We start from the raw sequence: 25289 nt of genomic DNA on the forward strand, positions 1-25289 counted from the left end.
GTGCGCGTCGACGTGTCCCCGCTGCAGGCCGACCTGCAGCCCAACGTCTCCCAGCTGATCACGGTGACGATCTCCAACACCGCGACGATCATCGCCGGCTACGCGATCCGCGTGCTCGGCGCCGACCCCGGTTGGGTGCAGCTGGACACCGACGAGATCGCGCTGTTCCCGGACGAGACGCGTGTGCTGACCATCATGGTCGACGTACCGCGTGGCATCCCGGCCGGGGCGCGGCGGATCGCGGTCCAGGTCCGCGAGCTGACCCCGCCGTACGAGAGCAAGGTCACCGAGATCGACCTGACCGTGCCGCCGAATCCGGTGGTGCAGCTGCGGGTCGATCCGATGGCGATCACGGCGGGCAAGCGCGCGACGTTCAGCCTGCTGGTGGAGAACACGGGCAACACAGCGATCCGGGGCTTCCTCGCGGGCGACGACCCGGAGAACCAGGTGCGGTTCGACTTCGAGCCCGCGCACGTCTCGCTCGCGCCGGGCCAGCACAGCGTGCTCGACATGCGTGCCTCCGCCAAACGGCACTTCCTCGGCACGCCGACCGTCCGCAGCCTGTCGGTGTACCTCGACGAGATCGCCCCGGACGCGTTCCTCGAACCACCGCCCGCGCAACCGGCGTCCGGCGAGGAGCGCGAGCCGTTGGCCGGCGCGACCTTCATCCAGAAGTCGGTGATGTCCCGCAGCGCGCTGTCCCTGCTCGGCCTGCTGTTCGCGGCGACCGTCTTCGCGGTCGTGATCACCATCGCACTGTCCCGGCTCGTCGCGCAGTCGACGGCCGACCGCAACCTCGCGCTGCAGGTCGCGGCGGCCAAGAACAACGCCGCGACCACCGGCCAGTCCGGTGTCTCCGGTGTCGTCTCGCTGCTCACCTCGGGCAAGCCGGTCGCCGGGGTGACCGCGAGCGTGTTCGCCACCTCGGACACCACCACGCCGGTCGCGACGACCGCGACGAACGCGAAGGGCGCCTACAGCGTCACCGATCTGCCGGCCGGCAAGTACCTGCTCAGCTTCCGCGGCGCCGGCTTCGTGCAGATCTGGTACCCCGGTGCGGTGAACGCCGCGGACGCCACCACGATCACGCTGGCGGCCGGCCAGGTCCAGGGCGGGTTGAACGTCAGCCTCGGCGGCGTGCCGGCATCGATCAGCGGAACCGTCGTCGGCGACGACGTCTCGGCCGCAACCCTGTTCCTCGAGACGCTGCCGGGCGGCGCAACCACCGACGCGGCGGCCGGCCGGCCGCTGGGAACCGCGCCCGTACCGGTGACCCCGCCGGACAACGGTGGCGCGGTCGTGCAGCGCGTTCCTATCGGGTCCGACGGCTCGTTCTCACTGGCCAACGTGCCGTCGCCGAGCGTGTACGAACTTGTCGTGGTGAAGACCGGGTACGCGACGTCGACGCAACGGATCGACGTCGGGGCCGGGGAGACGCGCACCGGCGTGCACCTGACGCTGAGCAAGGGCGACGGGCTGATCTCCGGCACGATCACCTCGCAGGACGGCCCGCTCGCCGACGTCACGGTCACCGCGACCGCCGGCCAGCAGACCGCGAGCACCGTCTCGCTCACCGGCGCCCACGCCGGTACCTTCACGCTGCGCCAGTTGCCGACGCCGGCCACGTTCACCCTGGTCGCGAGCGCGGCGGGGTTCGCCTCGCAGACGGTCACGCTGAGCCTGGGATCCGGGCAGAAGCTCGCCGGCGTGTCGATCACGCTGAACAAGTCGTCCGCGTCGCTGCACGGCGTGGTGAGCCTGCTGCCGCGGAACGAACGCGCGGCCGGGGTGGGCGTCACCGTCACCGACGGCCAGCTCACCGTCCAGACCGCCACCGAGAGCAAGGGCAACATCGGCTCGTGGGTGGTCGGCGGGCTCGCGGTGCCCGGGACCTACACGGTCACCTTCGCCCGCAGTGACCTGCAGTCGCAGACCGTGTCGGTGTCGCTGGACGCGGCAGGCAACCTCACCCCCGGTTCGCTCGGCGCGCAGATCACCTCGTCCGGCATTGCGGTGAGCATGACCCCGGCAACCGCTACGGTCTGGGGACAGATCAGCCAGCCGGGGGGCGGGCACGTGTGCGACACGAGCACCAATGCACTGGGTGAGGCCACCATCAGCCTGAGCTCGGGGGCGAGCACCTATTCGGTGACCTCGGCCAGCGTGGCCCCGAACTGTGGCATGTACCGGATCGAGCAGATCCCGCCGGGTACCTACACGCTCGCCGTCAGCGCCGGCAGCGGAACCAGCCCGAGCGCGCAGGTCATCACGCTCGTCGCGGGCCAGTCGCTGCACCGCAACGTGCCGCTGGCCCCGCCTGCCTCGATGTCCGGGACCGTCGTCGGCTGTACCACCGGGCCGTGCCTGAACTGGACCGTCTTCCTGTACCGGCAGGCCGACTACCCGACCACACTCGCGGCCACCACTCAGACCGACGGCGCCACGGGCCGATTCGAGTTCGACAACCTCGAAGCGGGTACCTACATCGTCGCCGTCGGCTCCACCGGCGATCCGGCCAACGCCACGACGACCGAGCAGGTGACGGTGGAACCGAGCAAGCCACACGACGGCGTCGTGATCACGGTGACCTCGTGACGACGCCGGGCAGGCGCGGCTACAGCGAGACGCCCCCGACGATCCAGGTCGAGCCGGTGCTGCGTACCGCCGCCGGCGTACCGATCAGCACGGCCGCCGTCATCACCAACACCGCACCCGAGCCGCGCATCCTGGCGATGACCTCACTCGGCGTGGACGCCGCTTGGCTGCCGCGACCCACCCGCAGCCGGCCGCTGATGCCCGGCGAGACGATCATCGCGGAGATCACCTTCAACCCCACACCCGGGACGGTGCCGGCGCGCTACCCGCTCGCGCTCACCGTCCAGGCGATCGATCCGGCCTCGGGCAACGCCACCTCGAGCGCGGCCATCGCCGACCTCACCCTGGTCGTCGACTCCCCCGGGCAGATCGAGGTGGCGATCGAACCGCCGGAGACGACCGGCCGCTTCCGCAAGCGCATCTCGGTGACCTTGCACAACACCGGCCCGGTACCGGAAGAGGTACTGCTGGAGGTCCACTCGCCCGAGAGCGCCGAGGTCGAACTCGCTGCCGAACGGGTAGACGTCCCGGCCGGTTCGAGCGTCGCCGTCCCGGGCCGCATCAAGATCGAGCCGCGGACGTTCGGCCACCGGCAGCGCTTCACCTACACCGTCAGCGCACGCGGTTCGGGCGCCGCGCGGCGGGCCGAGGGCGCCGTGACCACCCGCGCGTTCCTCGGCGCCAACGGCCCGAAGGCGTTCGTGCTGCTCGCGGTGATCACGCTGTGGGCCGGCCTGGCCCTGGTGTTCATCCCCAAGCTCGCGACCAAGGTCCAGGACGCGCACAACGCCGCGGCGGACAAGGTCGCCGGGCTGCAGAGCAATGCGATCAACAAGGTGCGTCCGTCCAAGGGCGGCACCGCCACCGGCACCGCTGCGACGGGCCACCCCTCCGGAGGTTCCGGCAGCACGGGTGGTTCCGGCAGCACGGGCGGTTCGGGTGGCAGCGGCGGCTCCGGAGGTTCCGGCGGTTCCGGCGGTTCCGGCGGTTCCGGTGCTGCCGCGGCCGCCGCCAAGAGCGTGCAACTCAGCGGCACCGTCGCCGGCACCGGCGCCTCGGGGGCCACCGTCGCGATGCGGCCGACCTCCCTCGTCGACGAGTCGGCCCAGACCGCGCACCTGGTCGGCGTCGACTCCGAATCCTTCGGGCCGGTCGGCAAGATCTGGGGTGGCTCGGTGTTGCTCGCCACCCCGGCAACCGACGCGCAGAACCGCTCGACGGTGACCAAGTCCGACGGCGCGTGGGCGTTCGCGGCGGTGCGCGCGCCGGGGTACTACCTGGTCACCTTCGCCAAGCCCGGCTACCAGACCCAGCGGTACGTCATCGACTCGGCGGCCACGGTGGCGACCGAGCCGCTGACCGTCACCCTGCTGCCCGGTCAGGGGCATCTGAGCGGACGCATCACCGGCCCGTCCGGCCCGGTGGGCGCGGCGAAGATCACCATTACCGACGGCACCAACACCATCACCACCAGCTCGAACTCCAAGGGCGACGTCGGCGCCTGGTCGGTCGACGGGCTCTCCACTCCGAGCACCTACCTCGTCACCGCGAGCAAGGACGGGCTGAGCACCGAGTCGGCGATCCGCACCCTCCCCGCCGGCGGTACCGCCACGCAGAACCTGCGGTTGCGCACCGGAGTGGCGTCCCTGCACGGCACCGTCACCGGCGCCAACAGCCTGGGCACCATCGTCGGTCTGGGCGGCGTCCAGGTCACCGCGACCGACGGGACGATCACGCGCACCGCGACCACCGTGACCAACGGGGACATCGCCGGCACCTACACCCTGCCCGGGCTCCCGCCGGGCGAGTACACCGTGACCATGGCCGCGGCCGGCTATCTGCCGCAGACGCAACCGGTGACGATCAAGAAGGGCCAGGGCGAGGCAACGGCCTCCGCACTGCTCGTCTCCTCGAGCGCGACTGTCACCGGCCTGATCACCGGTGATCAGCTCGGCTCCGACGGCAAACCCACGGGCGCGCGCGTACCGATCAGCGCGGGCGTCACGCTCACCTCGAACTCGAACTCGTACAAGATCACCAGCGGCACCAGCGGTTTCCGGATCAACGGCGTGAGCCCGGGCACCTACGTGGTGACCGCGACCTACGCCGGCTCGAACTCGGGCTACTTCACCATCACCGTGCAGGCCGGACAGACGACTGTGGTCCCGACGATCAACCTCAGCGCGCAGGTGACCACCAGCAACTCGACGATCACCGGCTTCGTCGGCGACGGCGCGAACCCGAGCGGCACGCTGTGCGCAGGCAGGCCGACCGACTGCACGGTCACCTTCGTGCTGCACGACAGCAACGGCCACCCGGTGCCGGTGACGCCGAGCTCGCTGACCCCGCCCTCGTCGTCCGGTCCTACCGCGTACACGCTGGCGGGGCAGACCGAGGGGCTCATGCCCGGCCTCTACAAGCTGACGATCGGTGTCCAGGTCAAGGCGGGCTCGACCATCAGTGGGTACCTTCCGGCCACCGTCGACGTCCGGGTTCCGCTCAACAGCGTCGCCCGCGCGCCGCAGGTCAACCTGTTCGCCGCCAGCACGATCACCGGGACCGTCTCGTCGCGGTTCGACGCCACGGCGGGCGGCACGTTCACCAACTGTGTCTGGGCGATACCGCAAGGCAGTGGCACGGCTCCCACCGACTGCACGCCACCGGCGGTGTCGGACTGCCTGCTGACCGGCAAGTCCTCGCCCGCGGTCGGCACGATCGATGCCAGTGGGGCATTCACCGTCGGCAACCTGTGTCCAGGTTCCTACTCGATGCTCATCGTCGTGACGAACCCAGACTTCACCGCGTCGCAGCCGCTCCCGCTGCCGATCGTCACGGTGAAGGACGGCGGCACCGGGCGCTTCGACGGGCAGATCCAGCGCAGGGGCCGCATCCAGTTCACCCTCACCGCGCCCGACCCGACCTCCGGCGCGGTCCCGGCTCTGGCCAACACCACGCTCACCGCCGGCTCCAGTTGCGGCTCCGTCAGCCTGGTCGGCAAGAGCACCGACGGCGCCGGCGGGCTGCTGGTCACCGGCCTGGCCGCCAGTGGTTACACCTGCACGCTCAAGGCCACCACCACCGCCGGGCTCGCGGTGTCGGCCACGGCGTTCACCAGCGTTGCGCTGGACGGGACGAGCAACGTCGCGCTGACGCTGACCGCTCCGGTGGACACGTTCGTCGGCCGGGTCGTCACCTCGTGGAGCGGCACCGCCCAGCCGCTGCCGTTCACGACGATCACGATCAGCGGCGTGACCAGCTACACCAACGGCACCGCGAACCCGCCGGCCCAGGTGCAGGTCACCACCGACCCGCTCGGCTGCTTCGCGATCAGCAAGGACGGATCGCCGCCGACGGGTCCCTTGCCGGGCGGCTGTGCGGGCGATCCCTTCATCGCCTCGGCCACCCGCGCGCTCCCGCTTGCTGTGCCGATCGCCACCTTCCACGTCGATGCCCAGAACGGGTACCAGACGCTGAACCAGGCCGACGCCGCGATCGATTCGAGCGTGCTCAAGGTCATCTCGCTGATCCCCAACCCGGTCCCGTTCGCCGGCGCGCTCACCGCCACGCCGCTACCTGGCAACCTGTCCGGCGCGAACCTGGCGGTCACCGCCTTCCCGCTCGGGACCGGGAACCTCACTGTCAAGTCGGACAACGCGGGAATCCTGAGCTGGAAGGACGACGCGTTGTCGGCGGGACAGCTGATCGTGCCCGGCACGTACACCGTCTCGGTCACCGCTTCCGGCTTCGCGCCGTGGAGCTACACGTTCCAGTGCGTGCCCAACGCGCCGTGCAGCCCGCAGTTGTCCCTGGTGCCCCTGGGCAGTCTCAGCGTCACCGGCCTGCCCGACAACGCCCTGGTGAGCCTGATCCCCAACACCGGCGCGACCCTCGGCCCGAAGACGTCCTCGGGCGGCTCGGTGAGCTTCACCGGGCTGCTGCCCACGACCGACTTCCAGGGCACCCAACCCGCGTACCAGGTCCAGGTGCACGCACCCGGCTACCTGTTCGACTCCTCGGTACCGCTCACGTGCACCGACGGTGCCACCAGCGTGGTCATCGCCCCCGGAGCGACCCCGTCGTGCGCGGTGACGCTCACCGCCGCCGGCACGGTCACCGGAAAGGTGCAGGGAGCGGGCTCGTTCGCGAAGACGCCGACGCTGCAGCCGCTGGAAGGCGCCACGATCACGGCCAAGCGCTGCAGCGGCACCGTCGCCGACGGCGCCACCACCTGCACGCTGGCGACGACCGGGAACATCGGACCGTTCACGGCGACCGCCGACAAGGACGGCCTGTTCAGCCTCACCGGCACGAACCAGATGCAGGGTCTCGACTCCGGTCCGTGGCTGATCACCGCGAGCTTCACCGGCTACAGCACCGTCTCGACCGTGATCAACGTCAGCCCCGGATCGCAGGCGGTGCCGGAGATCGACCTGCAGATCACCAAGGTCACCACCTTCTCGGTGACGGTGAAACTCGGTGACGGAACGGTGCTCACCGACGGCATCACGGTGGCCCTGTTGCAGGACGGCACCGTCGTGGACAGCACCTCGACGGCGTCGGCGAAGAACACCTTCGACTTCGACAACGTGGTTCCCGGCGTCTACGCGGTGCAGGTCACCGGCACGACGATCCGGCCGCAGACCGACCAGACCGTGACGGTGAGCAAGTCCCAGACCACGCACACCGTCTTCGTGACGCTGGGCGCGAGCACGGTGACCGGACTCGTCCAGGGCAAGCAGGGCAAGGACCCGGCCGACGCACCGCTCGACGGGGTGCGCGTGCAGATCGGCACCGGCACCGCGACGACGTTCGCCGTGGCAAAGGGCACCGACGGCAAGAACATGGACGTCACGACACCGACGACCGGGGCAAGCACCGGCACCTACAGCCTCACCAACGTGCCGGACGGCACCTGGACGGTGCAACTGAGCAGCACCGGCTACCAGACCCAGACGATCACCGGCGTGGTCGTGAACCACAACAACGCCGCGACCACGCTCAACAGGACCCTGGTCCGCATCACGCACGACGTCACGCTGACCATCACCACGACGGCCGACGGCGACGACGTCAAGAGCGCGGCGAACGTACTGCTCACCTCCGCCGCCGACAGCACCTGGACGCTGACCCCGCAGGCGCCGGTCTCGACCGCGCGGACAGCACCGGCGCACGGCGTGGTGACCAAGTGGACGTTCCTCGCGGTGCCTTATGGCAGCTGGGCGCTCTCGCTCGACCTGCCCACCGGGCACTTCGGCACGCTGGCGGCGACGAACGGTTCTGCCGCGCTGAGCTGCACCGACGGGTCGCCGACCACGCCCGTGTCGTGCACGACCGCGGCTGCCAGTCCGGTAATCGTGCCCACGACCGACGACACCAGCGTCGTGCCGCTGACCTACGGGCTGAACGAGTACTCGGTCGGCCTGCACGTGGTGGCCACCAAGCTCGCGAGCGACCCGAACGTCACGCCACCCTCGACGGTGAAGCTCACCGTCTCTGACGGCGCGAACCCCGTCTACCAGAACGACACGTTTGCGGTGACCACGGGCTCGGCTCTGACCGACTCGTTCTGGGGCGCGGCCGGGACGACCTACACCGCGACCGGCACCAGCCCCGCGGTGAACTGGACGGTGACCTCGACCGACCTGACGTCCGCCGCCCCGAAGCCGGTGATCCCCCTCGTGGAGCGCGGCGCGTCGGTCACCGTGACATTGGCGGGAGATACCTTCCCCGCCGGTACGAACGCCACAGTCACCCTCGTCCCGCCGGCCGGCAGCGGGATCGTGGCGCCCGCGAGCAAGACCGCCGCGTCCGGAGGCAGCGTGACCTTCACCGGGGTCCCGTTCGGCACCGGCTGGACGGCGTCGGCCACCGCGACCTACACGAAGACCGCCGGAACGCCGCCCGTCACCACGACGGTGACGGTCAGCGGCACGAGCGCCGCATTCGACATCACCGCGCTGACACCGCCCACGGTGACGATCACGATGGTGACGCAACCCTGACCCGGCGCGGCCGCAGCCTCAGGCGGTCGGGCAGGCGCGCGATCAGCCGATCGTGCCGGTGAGGATGAGCACCACCAGGGTGATCAGCGCGGCGATGCCGAGGCCGAGCAATGCCCATACCCACCAGGGGATTCCGCGCTCCGGCACGACCTCGACCACCGGCGGCGGGGGCAGCGGTGCGGGTGGCGGTGGCGGCGGCGGGGGCGCCTCGACCGGGTGCATCAGCTGCCCGCAGCGGATGCACACCACGGCGGACACCAGGTTGAGCTCGGCGCAGTGTGGGCACGCTGCCGAGGCGAGCGTGGAGCGCCCGACCGTACCGGGCAGGCGGCGCAACGACTCCCCGTTGCTTGCGGCCGCGCGCTCCCGTTCGACCCGCGACGGCGTCCAGAACAGCGGGAAGTCGCACTGCGAACAGAAGTCGCTCGCGTCGCGCCGGTTCAGCTGGACCTGTTGGGTGGCACCGCACTCGGGGCAGTTGACCAGTTCGGGCGGGCTGGACGTCAACGCGGCCGGCGACGGGCCGGACGCCGGGGCGGGATCCGCGGTCGGAGCGGGCGCCGACATGGCACCGCTCGGGTACGCCGGCTGCTCCGGCCCGGCCGCGCTGCCGAAGTCGATCGTGACGGTCGGTGTCGTGGCGTCGTCGACCGGTGGCGCACCGGCTGTCGTCACGTCGACCGGTGGCGCACCGACCGGCGGCAGTCCGGGGCCGCCCAGGTGGCGCGGACCCGAGCGTGCCGGGTCCGTCCGGGTCTGCGCCGACGAGCCCGGCTGTGTACCCGGCTGCAGAGTCTGGTCTTCGCTCACCCGATCGGCTCCCCGTATGAACGCCAGACGCACCGGCCGGCGACGAAGAGCTCCGCGCGGGTGTGCGCCGGCACCTCGTCGCGCACGAGTTCGACGAAGTCGTTCTCGGGCATCCAGCCGGTGGACTGTACCGACATGCTGACCCAGGTGGTGTCGGCGGGTGCCTCGCCGGCGCGCCACACCCCGCCGCCGTCGGTGACCTCGGCCGGGCCGCCGCTCGCCAGTTCCAGGAACAGCTTCAGCCCGCGGGCGGTGCCGCGCCAGGTAAGCGTGTGCGCCGCGCTGCTCACGATGCGCCGCTGCAACTCGTGCGGCAGCGAGGGATCGATGGTGCCGCCACCGATCCACGAGCTCAGCCAGCGGACCATCACGTCCGGGGCGACGCTGAGATCGACGAGGTTGTCGATGTTGTCGGCGTCCTCCAGCAGCGTGGTGCCGAGCTCCTGGAAGATCGAGACGAAGCGGACGAAGAAGTCGCCGTCGAGCATCCCCACCGGAAGCTGGTCGAGCATCCAGTAGGCGCTGCGGGCCGAGCTGCGCACGCCGTCAGGTAGCGCACTGTCGCGCGGGACGATCGACGTCATGGCTGCGGCCTCGGGCGGATGCGGACGGGTGCTTCGATCATCGCACGACAACCTGGTGGGACGCGGACAGGAACAGCGAGTGCTGGTCGAGCCGGATCACGTCCTTGGCCGTGCCGAGGCGTTGCCGGGTGCGCAGGTCGTACTCGAACAGCAGCAGCTCGTCGACCCGCTCGACGCCCTCCACACTCTCCAGGAGCTGGGTCACCACCGCCGCGTTGATGTCCACGTCGAAGGGCCAGCCGGTGCCGTCCGGGCCGCCGGAGAGCGGATTGATGAACCGGGCGAGCGCGTCCATCGCGCGCTGGCGTACCAGGGTCGCCGGCCGGCCCGGCCCGGCGTGGATCAGCGCCACGGCGGAGATGCCCTGGTAGTACGGGGTGCCCACCTCGATGGCCGTGCCGACCAGGCGGTGCGCGTCGAGGTGTTCGGTGACGGTGCGCATCAGCGGCACCGGGATGGCGAAGTCGTCGATCGTGTGCCGGGTCGCGTCGCCGCGCACCTGCGGGACGACCAGCAGGCGCACCGATCCGTCGCCGCGCTGCGCCGACAGGCAGCGGGCCCGGGCGACCTCGATCGAGGACTCCAGGGTGAGCCGCTCGTAGTCGCCCGCGGTGACGGCACGCTGGCCGGTGCGCAGCGTGAGCGGGCCGCGCACCCGCGCCTCGCCCACCGTCTCGGCGTCGACCCCGCCGGTGGCGGGCAGCAGGTTCACCGCGCTGCGCACGAACGGCACCGTCGAGCGCATGACGGTCAGGGTGCGCGCGCCGACGTTCCCCCGCGCGCCACCGCCGTAGCGGTAGCCGGTCACGCTGAGCTGGGCGCCGTCGCGCGGGATGCGTCCGTGCTGCCGTACCGTGCCGTCCGGGTAGCGGACGCGCGGGCCGAAGCGGATCGTCCCGCTGCCGCTCTCCCACACGTAGTGCGTGTCGTCGGCACCGGATCGGGTGAAGTCCTCGACCTCGGTCCACTCGACGGCTCCGTCGGTATCGGTCACCACGACGTTCTCGCCCAGGCGACGCGGCAGTACCGGCGTGTGCGAGACGGTGAAGGCCTGCGCGGGCCGGCCGTCGCTGCGCCCGATCACCTCGGTCGGGATGTTCTCGGCGTGCTCCGCGCTCACCGTCCCGCCGAGCGTCTCGGCGGTGATCGCACGGACCCGCGGCGAGACCTGGTAGGTGGGCTGCCCCGGATGCGGATCGACCAGGCGCACCCGCACCCAGTACGCGGCGGTGTTTCCGACCGACAGCAGTTCGTGCTCGACCGGGATCAACAGCACGATGCTGCCCGCGCGGTTCAGGCCACCGGTGGTGTCCTCGGTGACCTGCGCGGTCAGCCACGCCTCACCGTTCCAGACCTCCCACACCAGCGGCGGGTTGCGCGGGTCGACACCGATCCCCTCGGCCTCCGCGGCGAACGTGAGCCGGATCGCGGTGCCGGACAGGCTCTCGGCGAAACCCAGGTAGAACGCGTCGCCCGCGGTGATCGTCGGCGAGGCGAAGCAGGGCACGCCGAGGACGTCGAAGCGCACGCCGTCCCACACGTCGGTCGCGCGGTCGCCGTGCGCGGTGGTGGTCATGGCCGACATCAGCTTCGGCGGCGCGATCACCAGGTCGGCGGACGTGGTGAACACGACCGGCTCGGCCGCGCCACTGGCCCCGGCCGTGGTCATCACCTGAGTGCCGGCCGGCACGACGACCGGCGTCTCGAGCACCGTCGAGAGCCAGAACGTGAGGTCGGCGCGCGCGACCGACGGCGGGAACGGCTCGACACCGACCATGTTCAGGAAGTGCACGTAGAGGCGTTCGGGGACCTGGTTGATCCGGTACAGCACCATCTCGCTCATCCAGGCGAACAGTTCGATGAGCGCGACACCGGGATCGGAGACGTTATGGTTCGTCCACTCGGGGCAGTAGCGCGGGATCAGGCGCTTGGCCTCGTCGACGATGTCCTGGAACTTGCGGTCGTCGAGTTCGGGGGCGGGCAACGGCATCGGATTCTCGCTACTCGGTCTCGTGGGGGATGACGTAGAACGGGAAGACCAGGTTGCGCCGGTCGTTGGTCGCCTTGACGTGATAGGTCACCGTGACCCGCACCAGCCCGCCGTCATCGACGTCCGGCACCGGGACGACCTCGTCCACCTGCACCCGCGGCTCCCACTGCCCGAGCGCTTCGTAGACGGCCGAGGCGATCAGGCCGAGCAGGTTGGGCGTGACCGGCTCGAACAGCAGGTCCCAGATGTCACAGCCGAAACGCGGCCGCATGACCCGCTCGCCGGGAGCGGTCATCAGCACGATGCGCATCGACCGGTCGATGTCCTCGACGGTGTCGGTGAGCCGGATCGAGCCGGTGTGGTCGACCTCCATCGGCCAGCTGAAGCCGCGCCCGACGAAGGTCGCGTCGTAGCGGGTCGGCTCCTCCGGACGGATCGGCAGGTTGTCGGCCATCAGTTGATCGCCACCACTGCACCCTTGAGCGTCAACGGGCCGCTGGCCTCGACGCTGCCCACGCCGTCGGCCTTGACCTGGACCTGGGCGCCCTGCACGATCGCCTGCCCAGTGCCCTTCGCGGTGGTCTTGACGCCCTCCAGGTCGAGGTTGCCCTTCGCCTTGATCGAGATGTTGGTGCCCTCGATGGTGACATCGCCGCTCGCGCTGATGTCGAACTTGGCCTCACCCGCCTTGATGGTGATCGGCTTGCCCTGCGCCACCTCGATGTCGAAGCGGTCGGCGCCGAGCCGCAGCTTGTGCTGAGCGGTGCCGAGCTGGAGCAGCAGGTGCTGCGACGCGGGGTCGTCGCCGTCGGCGAGTTCGAGGATGTGGTTCTTGCGCGACGTGATCCGCCGGTACTTCACGTTCCCGCCGTCGACGAACTTCTCCCCCGTCGGCAGCGTGTTCTTCTTGCTGTACAGCCCACCGAGGACGACCGGACGGCGGGTGTCACCGTGCTCGAAGCCGACCAGGACCTCGTCGTTCACCTCCGGGCTGAACACCGCACCACGGGCCGGTCCGGCGCCGAGGGTCACCACGCGCGCCCACGGGCTCTCCACCCGGTTGCCGATGCCGGTGTAGCGCACCTTGACGCGGCCGGCCGAGTCCGGGTCGGTGCAGTCGGTCACGATGGCGATGATCAGGCCGCTGACCGCGAATCCGGGGTCTGGCGCGGGCGCTCCGAGCGTGTCGACGAGCCCGGACGGACGGCGCGGCCCGGACACGAACCGGGTGGTGAAGCCGGTGCTGTCGTAGATGTGCTCCACCGAGGTGAGGACGTACTTGCCGGACGCGGGCCCGGCGTCCTTCACCTGCACGGTGGCCCCCGGCTTGAGTGCACCGGAGACGTCGGCCGTGCCGCGCGCGACCACCGCCGCAGCCGACCACTCCTCGTAGTACGCGGTGGCGAGCGTCTTGGCCTCGGCGTTGGTGAGCGGCCGGGCGTCAGCGACGGCGGTCGACGCGGCGGTGAGCGAATTCGTCGGGCCGTTCCCGGCGTACGCCTTCACCAACTCCGGCACTGCGCTCGCCCTCGGCGAGGGGTTCTGGTCTACCAGATCGTCCTGGACGTCCGGGTTCCAGCCGTGCACCTTGACCTCGGTGGGCCGCAGCCCCGAGGCGCGGACCGAGAACTGCTGCAGGTCCTCGCCAAGGGTGAGCGTCGCCGCCGGCGCGCCGGCCGAGAACGGCTTGACCACCAGCGTGGGGCCGTCGTCGACGAACCACACGTAGCCGAGCCGCTCGGTGATCATGTCCAGGAAGGCGAGATCGGTTCCCGCCTGCAGCACGTACTCCGCGGTGACACCGGTCGCCTTGACGTCGGCCCGCATCCCGTGGCGTCCGGCGATCTTGCGCACCACGTCGTCGTAGGTGCCGTTGAGGTACGTCGTGACCTGCGTGCCGCGCGCGAGCTTGTAACCGGCGTCGTCGACCACGACCACCAGCTCCGGCGCACCGCGCGAACTCTGCTCCAGGTTGATGCCAGTCACCGTTCCGGACAGCAGCGACCCGCCGTCCGGCACCGTGATGTCGATCTTCTTCCCGAGCGCGAAGATGTCCCCTGCCGACAGGGTGTAGCCGTTGTCGACGAATCGCATCGTCGCCCGCCCGGTGAGTCCGGCGGAGCGCTCCACCCGCAGATGCACCAGTTTGGCAAGCGCAGTGGCTTCCAGCTCGGCGCCTTCGCGCTTGATCACCGGAGCGATGGCACCGATCGCCGTGGTCATCCCGAACCCAGCTGCGGGACGGTGATCAACGAGCCCGGCCGGATGCCCAGCGGGTCCTCGATGCCGTTGGCGTCGGCCAGCAGCCGCCACCGGGTCGAGTCGCCGTAGTACTTGGCGCTGATGCGGTCCAGCGTCTCGCCACGCTGTACCCGGTGCACCCGGTGCGGACGCGGCGTCCCGGACGTCGGGTTCTGCCGGGTGAACGCGTTCGAGGCCGTGTACTGCATCAGATCGACCTTGACCCGGGCCCGCAGCGGAACGCCGCTGGGCGAGAAGTAGTCGAACGTGACGTTGGCGCTCTTGATCACCGCGGGGAACGAGGACAGCTGGCCCCAATGCAGCACGACCATCGGTGGCCGGCCGTTGTTCGTGCTCTCGTCCGAGCCGGGCAGGTCCGGATCGATCTCCATGCCGAGCAACAGCTCGCTGGTGTACTTGGTGACCGGGCCACCGGTGTCGGTCGTGTCGAAGATCAGCTCGAAGCTCATCGACCCGGACTGCTGCCCACCGAAGATCGCCGTCGTGACAGCGCGGCCCGGCATCGGCGTGCTGGTCCATTCGTTGCTGCGCGACAGCGTGATCGACTCGGGATTGAACAGGAACGGCAGCTTCTTGCGGTTCTTGCCCTCGAACGTCAGGAAGGCCTTCTCGAGTTCAGCCATCAGAATGCTCCCGGGGTGTGGCGCCGGCCGCGGCGCTCGAGCTCGTCGATCACCTTGGCCTCGATGCGCTCCACCACGGTATCGACAAGTTCTTGCAGCCGACGCGGATCGTCGAGGACGGAGACCTCCTTCGGGGCGGCGGCCTCGGCGGTGAAGCCGGTTTCGCCCGAGCGGACCACACGCAGTCGGGCCGGATCGTTCTGGGCCATCTGCTGTCCTTCCTGAAGCTCGTCGGACGGGAATGCTGCAGCGTCCTCGGCACGGAACAGGTCGGCGGTGGTGTCGACCAGCGAGCGACGCAGCGTGCCGTCCGGGCCACGCGCGAGAGCCGGCGCACCCGGCCGCGCCGATGCGGGCACCGGCGGTGACCCGGCACGGGCGGCCGGTGACCGGCTCACGCTGACCGGCGGCGGTGCCGGCAGGTAGGTCGGTGCCGGAAGCGACGCCGAGGCGGCCGCGCTCGCTCTGGCCGCGGCGCCGTGGCCCGTCCCGGACCGCTCGCGCCCGCCGGGTGGCGCCGTTCGGCCGGTGTGCTGCCGGCCTCGCTCGGGCCGCGTACCGGCGCGGCGATCAGGCCCGGCGAGCGCGGACGCGGCGAACGCCCCCGGGCCGGCTGACAGCGGTACGTCCGAGCGTGCCGGGCCGGGCGACGCGAGTCCCGCCGGCACCGCACCGCGCGGGGCGGCCGCCCCGGCCGGGCGGATCTGCTCCCCCGGGCCGAACGCCGACGCGAGCGCACGCAGTTGCTCCGGCGCGGCACCGTGCACCGCACCGCGGCCGCTGGCGAGCAGGTCGCCCATTGCCCGCGGGTCTGCCGTCCGCAGCAGGGGTTCCTGGCTGCTGCTGCCCGGCACCGACCGGGCCGCCTGCTCGCCCCGCCGGGGCTCCGGCGAGCGGTGCAGCCGCCCGCGGCGCTCCGGCCGATGCTCCGGCCCGCCCCCCGGGATCCGGCCGGGCAGCCAGCCGGGATAGCTGCTCGAACTGGGCAGCTGTGCCGCGGCGAGCGCCGGGCTGAGCAGCCGGTTCGGCTGCACCGCACCGGCCAGTCCGCGTGCGGTCGCGAGGTCGACGCCGCGCGGTTCGAACCGGCGCGCGGAGCGTCGGAGCGTCGACGAAGTGGGCCCGCCGGGCGAACCGAGAGCCGGCGCGGCCGCGCCGCCGGTCCGGCCGGCGAGCTGAGGATCGGCCGGTGCGCCCGCGCCCGAGGTCCTGGAAGCGGCGGCCCCCGCGGTGCCGACGTCCCGACCGGTGGCTGCCCGCTGGACGGCCTCTGCCGCAGACCGTCCGGCCGTGGCCGCTGAGGTGCCGGTTGCTTGCGGCGGCTGCGCGGTCCGCGCGGCGGCAGGCGTCGTTGTGGGCGTCGTTGTTGACGTCGGGGAAGGCGTCGGGGCAGGCGCGGTCGCGGCTCGGCCGGCCGGGCGCTGCGCGTGCTTGGCGGCTGGTGCGTGGCCCGCCGACCGGTCGATCCGCTCGGATCGGCCCGGCAGCCCGGCCGGCGCGAACAGACCGAGCCGGGCCTGCGCGGTCGAGAGGGCCGGGCGCACCGCGTGCGCGCCACCGACCATGCGCCGCAGGCCCGAGGTCCCGAGCCCGGCGGGCGAGCCCAGCACGCCGAGCGACGCTCCCCCGGCCAGTGCGCCGCCGAGTCGCGGGGCGGTCGCCGAGCGCAGCCCGACTCCGGTGGACACCGCGCTGCTCTCGGTAGCCGAGGCCGCGGCGCCCAGCAATGCCTCGTTCGCCGCGCCGGTCGCCGAGGCGTGGCCGGGCGGGACCGATATTCCGCCCGAACGGGCCGCGCGGCGGGCGGTGTCGAAGCGCGGCGCTCGCGCGGGCAACCAGGTCGCGCGGGCGCTCTGCGCCGCAGACGGCCCACCAGCCGGCAGCGCGGTTCCGCTCGGTGTGGTCGATGGCGGTGTGGTCGATGGCGCTGTGCTCGATGGCGCTGTGCTCGATGGCGCTGTGCCGGCTGGCGTCGATGGCGGCGGGGGCGTCGCTGTCCGAGCCGCCGGCGCCGCCGGCTGGCCGGGTGTTCTCGCCGGGGCCGGTGCGGCCGGGAGGGTCGGCTCGGTCCTGGCCGGGGTGCGGCGCAGGGCGGCCCGGGCCGGTGTGCCGCCCCCTGGCCGACCGGCACCCGCGGACGTCTCGCGCGCGATCGCCTCACGCGCCTGTGACGCTCGGGTCGCCGCCGTCACAGCATTGAGCTTGGCGCGGTCGTGCGAGGTCAGCATCGGGCCGGCGGCGACGACGGCGTCCATCCGCCGCACCGGCGCAGCGGTCGACACGAGGCTCTCGACGATGCCGCCGGGCGTCGTGGAGAGCCTGGTCTGCTCGTCCGGCATCCGGTGCGCCGCCCGCGGCAGGCCGCGGCGCGGCAGCTGGTCGCCGCTGAGACGCTCGGGCCGGCCGAAGTGCCGGGCCGGCCGGGGCTGCTCCGCCGCGGCCGCGGGTTCGGGAAACCACCAGCGCGGCGGCTGGGTGCCGGCGTCGCGGAACGAGTTCACCCGCGCGAGTTGCGGGCCCTGCAGTCGCTGCCGGACCGGGATCGGCCGGGCGAGCGCAGCCGCGAAACGCCCCGACGACGAGGCGATGCTGCCGATCCGCGACGGGCGGGGTCGCAGGTGCGTCGGGCCGGGCAGCCGAAGCCGATCCGCGACGCCGGCGCCGAACCCTCCCGGCGGCACCCCGGTCTCGGGTGGAGTGTCGGCGCTCACGGCGCGCTGAACGTCTTGCTCTTGAAGCCGTGGTGCGCGATCTCGAGCTCCTCCTCGAGCGCTTCCTTCTTGTCGATACTGAATTCCGGGCCCTTCCAGCGCACCGGGAACACGGCCTGCAGCTGCCACGAGCGCAGCCGGGCCCCGGTGTGCGTGATCGCGGTGATCGCGCCGGTCGAGCGGCTGAGCTTGTTGCCGTTACCGGCGAATCCTTCGCCCGAGGACTTGGACATCCAGTCGAACAGCGCGTCGCTCTGGGTCAGGCCGCGGCGGAACACGATGTTGGGCCAGGTCATCCGCGCCGGGATCTTGTGGACGTAGCCGTTCTGGCCGCCCTCTTTGATCTCCTCGGTCCCGACCGTCACCTCCAGGCCGCGCACCTCCTTGAAGATGCCGATCTCGACGCCGTCCACCTCGAACAGGAAGCGGCTCGCGATCGCCGGGTCGCCACCGAGGTGATCGAGACTACTGACCATATTCACGCACCGCCTGCCATGCCCGCTCGTTGAGCGCGACTACTGCCCGCACCATCCTGACCCGGTCCATGTGCTCGAGATCGAGAAGCGTGTCCAGCGGCCAGTGCAGGTGATAGGCGAGGTACGCGATCTCCTGCCAGATGGCATCAGCCGGGTAACGCAGCATGAGCACTCACCTATGGCGTCTGACGCGAGAACTCCTCGACTGCCGTCCGCAAGGCGGGTCGAGCCGGATCAGTGCCGGGGTCCTCCTGGGTCTGTGCCGACGGTGCCGACGGTGCCGCATCGGGCTGCGGCGCCGGGTCGGTGTCGCCGAGCAACGAGGTCTGCTGTTGCGAGCGGATCAGCTCGTCGTACTCTTCCTTGCTGCCGAAGTTGATCACGCCGTAGAAGTCCTGCAGGAACGCCAGATCGACGGCGAACAGACCCTCGATGTCGTGCGACGTGACGAGCTCCAGATCCCCGAGCCGGTCCACCACGCGGGTGAGCACGAGGATGGTCAGGCGCGGGTCGTCCGGACCGGTGACGGTCGGGTCCCGCAGCGGGTCGAGTTCGTCCCGCGCGGTCGCCAGGCGCATCGTGCCGGTGCGGTGCACCCGGCCCTGACCGTCGACGTACCCGCGCGGGAGCGTGAACTCGTAGCTCGTCTTCAGTGCACTCATGAAAACTACTTGACCCGCTCGATCCGCTCGACGACGAGAGTGATCGTCTCCTTCATCGGGTCGTTCGAGTCGGTGCTCAGCGAGTCGGTCGCGATCTTGCTCGGCCAGCCGTTGAACCAGTTGAAGCGACCCACCTCGTCATAGGCGCTGTCGTACAGCACGATCGAGCCGTTCTTGCGGGTCGCCGCGCGCGCCGTCGCCTTCATGCCCGAGTCGCGGATCTGGATGAACCACTTCCACAGCGGGTCACTCTTGGCGTTCAGCGGTGCCATCCGGGTCACCTGGATCTCCGGCGCCTTCAACACGCCACCCAGGGTCTTGATGTGCTGCTGCTTGCCGTCCTTGCCGTTCTGCTGCACGGAGACGACGTCGAGCTCGATCTCGAGCCCGGACACCCCCGAGAGCACGAGATTCTGCCCGTCGATCTCCAGGTAGAAGTTCCTGGCGACGATCGGGTCGTTGCTGATCAGGTCATTGGGCATTGCTGAACTCCCTCAGGTGGAACGCGATGACGGCTAGGCGGCGATCTGCTTCTGCTGGCTGATCCGGAAGACCACGAACTCGGCCGGCTTGACCGGCGAGATCCCGACCTCGACGACGAGCTTGCCCGCGTCGATCGACTCCGGCGGGTTGGTCTCGGCGTCGCACTTGACGTAGAACGCCTGGTCCGGTGTCGCGCCGAACAGCGCTCCGGCCGACCACAGGCCGCGCAGGAAGCCGGTCAGGGTCCGGCTCACGCCCTCCCAGAGCGCCATGTCGTTGGGCTCGAACACGGCCCACTGCGTTCCCTCGAGGATCGTCGCCTCGACCATGTTGAACAGCCGGCGGACGTTGATGTAACGCCAGTCGCTGTCCGAGGCCAGCGTGCGAGCGCCCCAGATGCGGATGCCGCGGGTGCCGAACGGGCGGATGCAGTTGATGCCGATCGGGTTGAGCAGTGACTGCTCGTTCTGGGTGACCGCGCGCTCGATGTCCAGGACGCCGCGGATCGTGTCGTTGGCGGGCGCCTTCCAGACGCCCCGGGATTCGTCGGTACGCGCCCAGACGCCGGCGACGTGACCCGACGGCGGGATGAAGACCTCGGCGTTGCCGTTCGAGCCGATCGGGTTCTCGACCTTGATCCAGGGGTAGTAGAGCGCGGCGAACGCGGAGTCGTACATCGCGACGTCCGAGCGCCAGTCCTTGATCTGCTGCGGGCTCATCCCGGGCGGGGCGTCGAGCACGGCCATCCGGTTGCCGTTCTGCTCGCAGTGCGAGATCAGCGCGGTCTGGACGGCCTTCCAGAGGTTCAGGTCGACGCTGCCGTCCTCCTTGGTCGCCGCGGTGATCAGGTCGGGGACGACCACCATCGTGACGTCCTCGGCGATGGCCAGGCCGTTGATGCCGGACCGGGCCGACTCCGAACCGGCGAAGCGGCGGCCGGTGACGTTGACCGGCTTCGCCGCGGCCTTGGCCAGCGCGTACTGCCCCGGCTTGATCAGCTCGAGCTGGCTGGACAGGTCGGTGCCCTTGGCGAGCCCGAGGTCGACCTTGACCTTGGTCGAGGCCTTGTTGACGACCGTCTTCACATCGCGGTCGCCACCGAAGGTCAGGTTCGGGTACTGCTCCACGGCCTCGCCGTCGAGCAGGACGGTCAGCGTGAACGACGCCGGGCCCTCGGCCGAATCGTCGCCGCTGTCGTCGGTCGCGATGTCGATCGTGATGTTCGCGTCGGGGTCGACACTCTCGATCTGCAGCGGCTCGCCCAGCGCGCGGTCCGCAGCCGGCAGCGCGAGCCGGGACGGCAGTCCGGACGGATCGGTGTTCGGGATCCGGCAGATGTAGGCGATCGAGCCGCCGTTGGCGAAGTAGCCGTAGACCGACAGCGGCAGCACGCAGCCGGGAGCGAAGCCGCCGTAGAGCGCCTCGAACTGCGACCAGCTGGTGACCAGGCGCGGAGCCGCGCCCTGTGGGTCGTTCGGATCGTCACTCGGCGCGCGTTCGGTGAAACCGACGAAGGCGGCGACCGCCGTAGGCGCCGCAGACAGCACCTTCTGTGCCGACGGGACTTCCTCGACGTAGACACCCGGCGCGGTGTACGTGGGCATGGGCGGACTCCGATCTTGCTCTTGCGGAGGAGGTGGGGTAGTTGATCTCGGCCGAAGGCTATACCTTGCACGGTCTTTACGGCAGGGGTGTGCGAACAATCGTTGTGTGCCGCGATTCGTGTCGTCGTCGACGCAAATCGCCCCGCATCAGGCGGGGTCGGCGAGAACTGCGCCGATCCGGACGATCAGCTCGACTGGGTGAAAATCGCGCCAGGCATGACCAGCTGGATGACACCGCCCCAGGCGCAGTTGCAGGTCGACCCGGCGGTCAGCGCGGGCTTGCCGCCGAGCGTCGTCTTCGGCGCACCGGGCTTCCACGGTGTCGTCACCGGCACGCACGGCATCGGGGTCAGCACACCGAACGCCGCAGCCGTCGCCGCCGCGACCGTGGGATTCGCCAGGCTCGAGCACATGCCGAACGGAGGCACGTTGACCATCGGCGCGAAGTCGGTGATCGTCGCCGCCGGCTTGCCCTCGATCGTGACCCGCGAGGTCGGCAGTGGGTTCAGGGTCGATGGCGCCATCCCGAAACTGCACTGCAGGACGGCTCCGAGAACGGCATTTTGCGGCATAAGACGCTCCCCTACTGCTTGCTGCCTTTGACGGACTTGGTGAGCATGGTTCCGGTCGTCGTCACAAAACACAGGACATTTCGGTCAGCCTGCTGTTCCCAACTTCGCGCCGACGGCAGCAGATACGTGAAGAACAGCGTCGAATCGAGGTAATCGACCCCGACGTAACCGCGATAGCGCTGCGCGCACGCTCCCTGCGCGAAGGTGGTCAGCACGTCCTCGCCGGGGTAGGACGAGGTCAGTGCCCGGGCAGCGGGTGTGCCGGTACTCGCGGCGCCGCCTGTCGCGGTGTACGGAACCACCGCGTACGCCTCCTGGGTATGCGGTTTCGAGCAGTCGACCTCGGCCAGCGAACTGAGCTGAACCTTGACGGTGCCGGGCGCGGTGAAACACTGCCCGGGCTTGACCGCGAACACCGAGACCTTGTGCGAGCCGCTGCCACTGCTGGTGCATCCGGCCACGCAGCCGAGGAGCAGCACCGCGGCCAGCGGAGCCTTCGGCAGACGCATCGGACCACCATTCCTCGTCGTTCACCGCGCGCGGTCTGCGGGCGTTGGACACATTAGCTGCGAACCCGCCGAATGGATGCGGCACTTGCGAGGCCGAATTCGGCAAACCTGCCTGCGCAATTGCCGCCGCACGGTCACGCCGGAACTGTGTCACGACCGATCCCGGCGCTAGTATGCCAGCCATGTCCATCACAGTGATCATCGCGCGCGATGATGCGGGAGCGCCGACGACACGTGAGGTCTACGAGAGCGGCGTGAAGTTCTCGACCGAAGGTGGCGACCTGTCGATCGTGTCCGCCAAGCCGCAGCTGATCGCCACCTACGGCTCGGGCAACTGGCTGTCGGTGCACGTCGACGACAACGTCGAGGTGATCACGACCAAGTCCGACGACGACGATGACGACATGAGCTTCGGAGACGACGACCCGTTCGGCAGCAGCGACGACGACAGCTCGGATGACAGCTCCGGGGACGACCTGTTCGGTAGCGACGACGACAGCTCGGACGACAGCAGCTCGGACGACAGCAGCTCGGACGACAGCAGTTCCGAGGACGAGACCGACAGTTCCGACGAGGACTGATCAGCGGCCCGGCGACAGCCGGGCTCGACGTTCGACCGGTCGCAGGAGGCGATGATGGAGCGTGAGCACATCCAGCGACCGTCCGACGCGGTTGCGCCCGCCCCCGTGGAGGACGCCGCGCCCGCCGGTCCCGAGTCGGCCAGCTCGCTGACCGCTCCCGTTCCCGGCGTGGCCACCAGGGTGGCTGCGCCTGCACCGAGCGGACCAGGGTCGTCCGGCGCCGATCCGCTCGGTGGCACCCGGCCGTCCAATGACGTTGTCGACGCGTTGCGCCGGCGCAGTGGCAGCGGCGCGCCGCTTCCTCCGGCGCTGGCCGAGCGCTTCGGGCAGCAGTTCGGCACCGACCTCAGCGGGGTGCGGCTGCACGCGGACTCCGAGGCGCACGAGCTCGCCCAGTCGGTCGGGGCGGCCGCATTCACCTACGGCAGCGATGTCTACCTGTCCGAGGGGAAGTCCGTCAGTGCCGACGGCGACCACCTGATCGCGCACGAGCTGGCGCACGTGGTGCAGCAGGCGAGCGGAACCGTCTCCGCGCCCGGGTCGGACGGGCCGGTGATCGGCCGCGCCGACGATCCCGCGGAAGCGGAGGCGGATCGGATGGCGGACGCCGCGCTCGGCGCGCTGCGCCGGCAGGCTCCCGTGGCCGGCGGCGCTGACGTAGACGCCGCGGACGGCGCGGTTCGCCGATTGACCGTCGCGCAGTTGCGCGAACGGCACGAGGAGTTCATCCGCGCGGCCGGCGGCGCGGCCGGACCACAGGACGAGTCCGGTGCCGACACCGGCGGCGAGGCAAAGGAAGACGGCGCGGAGTCGGGTGGCTCCGAGCACGAGAGCGAGACCGGTTCGGACGCCGATCACGGCACCGACGCCGACAGCGGCAACGACCTCAAGGATGACATCGAGGACGACGGCGGCAACGACAGCGGCAACGAGAACGACGTCACGAACGAGAACGACGTCACGAACGAGAACGGCAACGACACCGACGTCAAGGACGACAACGACACCGACGTCAAGGACGACAACGACACCGACGTCAAGGACGACAACGACACCGACGTCAAGGACGACAACGACACCGACGTCAAGGACGACAACGACACCGACGTCAAGGACGACAACGACACCGACACCGACGTCACGAACGACACCGACACCGACGTCACGAACGACACCGACACCGACGTCACGAACGACACCGACACCGACACCGCGGAGAACGCCGGCCTGCCCAATCCCGAGAAGCTGCGGGAGCGGATCCAGTTGCACAAGCAGGCCAGCGCGATCCTGGCTCGTGGCCTCGGTGCGGATGTGTCGTCCGGCGACAGGGAGCGCATCGTCCGCGCCGCGCTCGACGTTCTCGCGACCGATCCGTGGTTCGAGGCGTTTCGCTTCCTGCAGTTCGACGAGCTCGTCCCGTTCGTCCGCGACCGCCGCGAGGCGATCGAAAGGGCGCTGGCAGCCGTTCTGAAGAAGTCGAAAGCGAAGGCGAAGGGCAAGGGACAGGAATCGGAGTCCGACGACACTGAGGGCAGCGAGGACGCGAGCGGCGAGGACAGTGTGGTGCACCTGGAGAGCGGCCTGCTACACCGCGACGACGACGCGCCGGTCACCGGAATCGTCGACACCGCCGCCAGCTCGGCACCGGATCAGGGCGCGGGCTGGGAGAGCTTTGCCGTGGGCACCGACTTCACCATTCGGATGAGCTCGCATGACGAAGACGAGACCGAGGAGTCCGAGGATGCCGGGCTGCTCGCCGAGTCCGAGGCACTGTTCTCGGGCGAGATCATGGTCCGGGCGGGCCGGATCGAGCGGATGGTCAACACCGGTGATCGCTCCAAGCCGTCCGAGGAGCAGATGGCCGACTTCTTGCGGCAGCTCGAGGACGCAGGCATGAGCCTGGAGTTCGACCTGGAAGGCTTCGCCGGCGTGGCCGACCAGACCGGCGCGCAGATCCTCATGGAGCACGAGGCCGACGAGGCCGAGGCGAGCCAAGACGCGAAGGCCTAGATGCGAACGCCTAGACGCGAAGGCCTGGCGGCGGCTTAGTCGTCCGCTTGCGGGCCGGCATCCGCCGGCGCCGGCTCGGTCTCGATGAGCACCGCGCGGTACGTCCGCCTGCGGAACACGACCGGTCGCGGCCCGGACTCCCCCGCTGACGCCAGAGGTTCGCTCACGTCGTTGCGGGTGAAGGTCTTGGGCCGGAAGGCGACGGTCCGCATACCGGACGGCGCCGGCTGCTCCTCCGGCGGACGGCTGGGCGCTAGCTTCCTCGGCCGGAACACGACCGGCTGCATCCACGACGGGCGCGCGCTGTCCGGATCGCTGTGGGCGGGCGCGCGATCGCGAGCGACGCCTGGTGCCGGATCGGTCGGTTCCGCGGGGCGCGGCGCGGGTGCGCTCGCGACGACCCGGGCGCCGCCGCCGAGCGCGTCGGCCGTCGGCTCGTCGGCCGTCGGTAGGTCGCCGGTCGGCTCGTCGCCCGTCGGCTCGTCGGCCGTCGGTAGGTCGGCGACCAGGTCGCCTGCGGTGAACTCGCCGGCCTCCGCCGCGTCCGGCGCAGCCGCCCTGTTCTCCTCGGGGGAGCCGAGACCGAGACTGCAGTCCTTGCCCATCGAGGTGACCGCGACCGTGCCGGCCACGTACGCGCAAAGCCAGTTGCCCGAGCCGTACAGCGCCAGCACGCGGGAATCGGCCGTAAGGATCTGCAGGTTCCCGTCGCCGATCCGGTAGCGCTCGCCCCGGGCATAGATCTCACGCGTCGTCGGCGCACCGGCGTCGTCGCGGGTGACCACGACGGCGATCGGCATGAGCGGATGCTATCG

At 70.6% G+C, this 25289-nt stretch carries 19 protein-coding genes; 4 read left to right on the forward strand and 15 right to left on the reverse strand.

What is annotated here, in order from left to right; all coding sequences use genetic code 11:
- On the forward strand, positions 1 to 2595 hold the full coding sequence (locus tag M6B22_RS02880) for a carboxypeptidase regulatory-like domain-containing protein (RefSeq protein ID WP_269444272.1): 2595 nt from the start codon (positions 1 to 3) through the stop codon (positions 2593 to 2595).
- Complete coding sequence (locus M6B22_RS02885; RefSeq protein ID WP_269444273.1) at positions 2592 to 8597, forward strand: carboxypeptidase regulatory-like domain-containing protein; 6006 nt, start codon at positions 2592 to 2594, stop codon at positions 8595 to 8597. The genes M6B22_RS02880 and M6B22_RS02885 overlap by 4 nt, the downstream gene beginning before the upstream one ends.
- Positions 8598 to 8639: 42 nt before the next feature.
- Here M6B22_RS02885 and M6B22_RS02890 read toward each other — a convergent pair whose 3' ends face one another.
- The 14 genes from M6B22_RS02890 to M6B22_RS02955 all read right to left on the reverse strand — a co-directional run bounded on the left by M6B22_RS02890 (position 8640) and on the right by M6B22_RS02955 (position 21883).
- Positions 8640 to 9407: a hypothetical protein gene (locus M6B22_RS02890; RefSeq protein ID WP_269444274.1), complete on the reverse strand. Its 768-nt coding sequence runs from the start codon at positions 9405 to 9407 to the stop codon at positions 8640 to 8642.
- On the reverse strand, positions 9404 to 9991 hold the full coding sequence (locus M6B22_RS02895; protein WP_269444275.1) for a phage tail protein: 588 nt from the start codon (positions 9989 to 9991) through the stop codon (positions 9404 to 9406). The genes M6B22_RS02890 and M6B22_RS02895 overlap by 4 nt, the downstream gene beginning before the upstream one ends.
- A gap of 37 nt (positions 9992 to 10028) precedes the next feature.
- The gene (locus tag M6B22_RS02900) at positions 10029 to 11981 is read right to left on the reverse strand and encodes a putative baseplate assembly protein (RefSeq protein WP_269444276.1); all 1953 of its coding nucleotides are present in this window, start codon (positions 11979 to 11981) and stop codon (positions 10029 to 10031) included.
- A gap of 10 nt (positions 11982 to 11991) precedes the next feature.
- Entirely contained in the window at positions 11992 to 12435 is a 444-nt protein-coding gene (locus tag M6B22_RS02905; RefSeq protein ID WP_269444277.1) for a GPW/gp25 family protein, read from the reverse strand.
- Positions 12435 to 14204 carry a phage baseplate assembly protein V gene (locus tag M6B22_RS02910; RefSeq protein WP_269444278.1) on the reverse strand — a complete coding sequence of 590 codons (1770 nt, stop codon included), beginning with the start codon at positions 14202 to 14204 and terminating at the stop codon, positions 12435 to 12437. Before M6B22_RS02910 ends, M6B22_RS02905 begins: the two co-directional genes overlap by 1 nt.
- On the reverse strand, positions 14201 to 14866 hold the full coding sequence (locus tag M6B22_RS02915; protein WP_269444279.1) for a CIS tube protein: 666 nt from the start codon (positions 14864 to 14866) through the stop codon (positions 14201 to 14203). The genes M6B22_RS02910 and M6B22_RS02915 overlap by 4 nt, the downstream gene beginning before the upstream one ends.
- Complete coding sequence (locus M6B22_RS02920; protein ID WP_269444280.1) at positions 14866 to 17577, reverse strand: hypothetical protein; 2712 nt, start codon at positions 17575 to 17577, stop codon at positions 14866 to 14868. Before M6B22_RS02920 ends, M6B22_RS02915 begins: the two co-directional genes overlap by 1 nt.
- Positions 17574 to 18053, reverse strand: a complete 480-nt coding sequence (locus tag M6B22_RS02925; protein ID WP_269444281.1) for a phage tail protein — start codon at positions 18051 to 18053, stop codon at positions 17574 to 17576. The genes M6B22_RS02920 and M6B22_RS02925 overlap by 4 nt, the downstream gene beginning before the upstream one ends.
- Positions 18043 to 18219, reverse strand: a complete 177-nt coding sequence (locus M6B22_RS02930; protein WP_269444282.1) for a DUF6760 family protein — start codon at positions 18217 to 18219, stop codon at positions 18043 to 18045. The genes M6B22_RS02925 and M6B22_RS02930 overlap by 11 nt, the downstream gene beginning before the upstream one ends.
- 10 nt (positions 18220 to 18229) lie before the next feature.
- Complete coding sequence (locus M6B22_RS02935; RefSeq protein WP_269444283.1) at positions 18230 to 18715, reverse strand: hypothetical protein; 486 nt, start codon at positions 18713 to 18715, stop codon at positions 18230 to 18232.
- 5 nt (positions 18716 to 18720) lie between these two features.
- Positions 18721 to 19197 (reverse strand): phage tail protein, encoded by a 477-nt coding sequence (locus M6B22_RS02940; protein ID WP_269444284.1) that lies wholly within the window; start codon positions 19195 to 19197, stop codon positions 18721 to 18723.
- Positions 19198 to 19230: 33 nt separating this feature from the next.
- A complete protein-coding gene (locus M6B22_RS02945) occupies positions 19231 to 20802 on the reverse strand; it encodes a phage tail sheath family protein (protein WP_269444285.1) in 1572 nt (523 codons plus the stop codon).
- Between the two features lie 185 nt (positions 20803 to 20987).
- The gene (locus M6B22_RS02950) at positions 20988 to 21374 is read right to left on the reverse strand and encodes a DUF4280 domain-containing protein (protein ID WP_269444286.1); all 387 of its coding nucleotides are present in this window, start codon (positions 21372 to 21374) and stop codon (positions 20988 to 20990) included.
- Positions 21375 to 21385: 11 nt separating this feature from the next.
- The gene (locus tag M6B22_RS02955; RefSeq protein WP_269444287.1) at positions 21386 to 21883 is read right to left on the reverse strand and encodes a septum formation family protein; all 498 of its coding nucleotides are present in this window, start codon (positions 21881 to 21883) and stop codon (positions 21386 to 21388) included.
- A 182-nt stretch (positions 21884 to 22065) separates the two neighbouring features.
- Between M6B22_RS02955 and M6B22_RS02960 the strand changes: the two genes are divergently transcribed.
- Positions 22066 to 22464 carry a hypothetical protein gene (locus M6B22_RS02960; RefSeq protein WP_269444288.1) on the forward strand — a complete coding sequence of 133 codons (399 nt, stop codon included), beginning with the start codon at positions 22066 to 22068 and terminating at the stop codon, positions 22462 to 22464.
- Positions 22465 to 22518: 54 nt separating this feature from the next.
- Positions 22519 to 24474 carry an eCIS core domain-containing protein gene (locus M6B22_RS02965; RefSeq protein ID WP_269444289.1) on the forward strand — a complete coding sequence of 652 codons (1956 nt, stop codon included), beginning with the start codon at positions 22519 to 22521 and terminating at the stop codon, positions 24472 to 24474.
- A 35-nt stretch (positions 24475 to 24509) separates the two neighbouring features.
- Here M6B22_RS02965 and M6B22_RS02970 read toward each other — a convergent pair whose 3' ends face one another.
- Positions 24510 to 25274 (reverse strand): hypothetical protein, encoded by a 765-nt coding sequence (locus M6B22_RS02970; RefSeq protein WP_269444290.1) that lies wholly within the window; start codon positions 25272 to 25274, stop codon positions 24510 to 24512.
- Positions 25275 to 25289 lie beyond the last annotated feature (15 nt).

This window comes from Jatrophihabitans cynanchi (assembly GCF_027247405.1).
Classification (GTDB): domain Bacteria; phylum Actinomycetota; class Actinomycetes; order Mycobacteriales; family Jatrophihabitantaceae; genus Jatrophihabitans_B; species Jatrophihabitans_B cynanchi.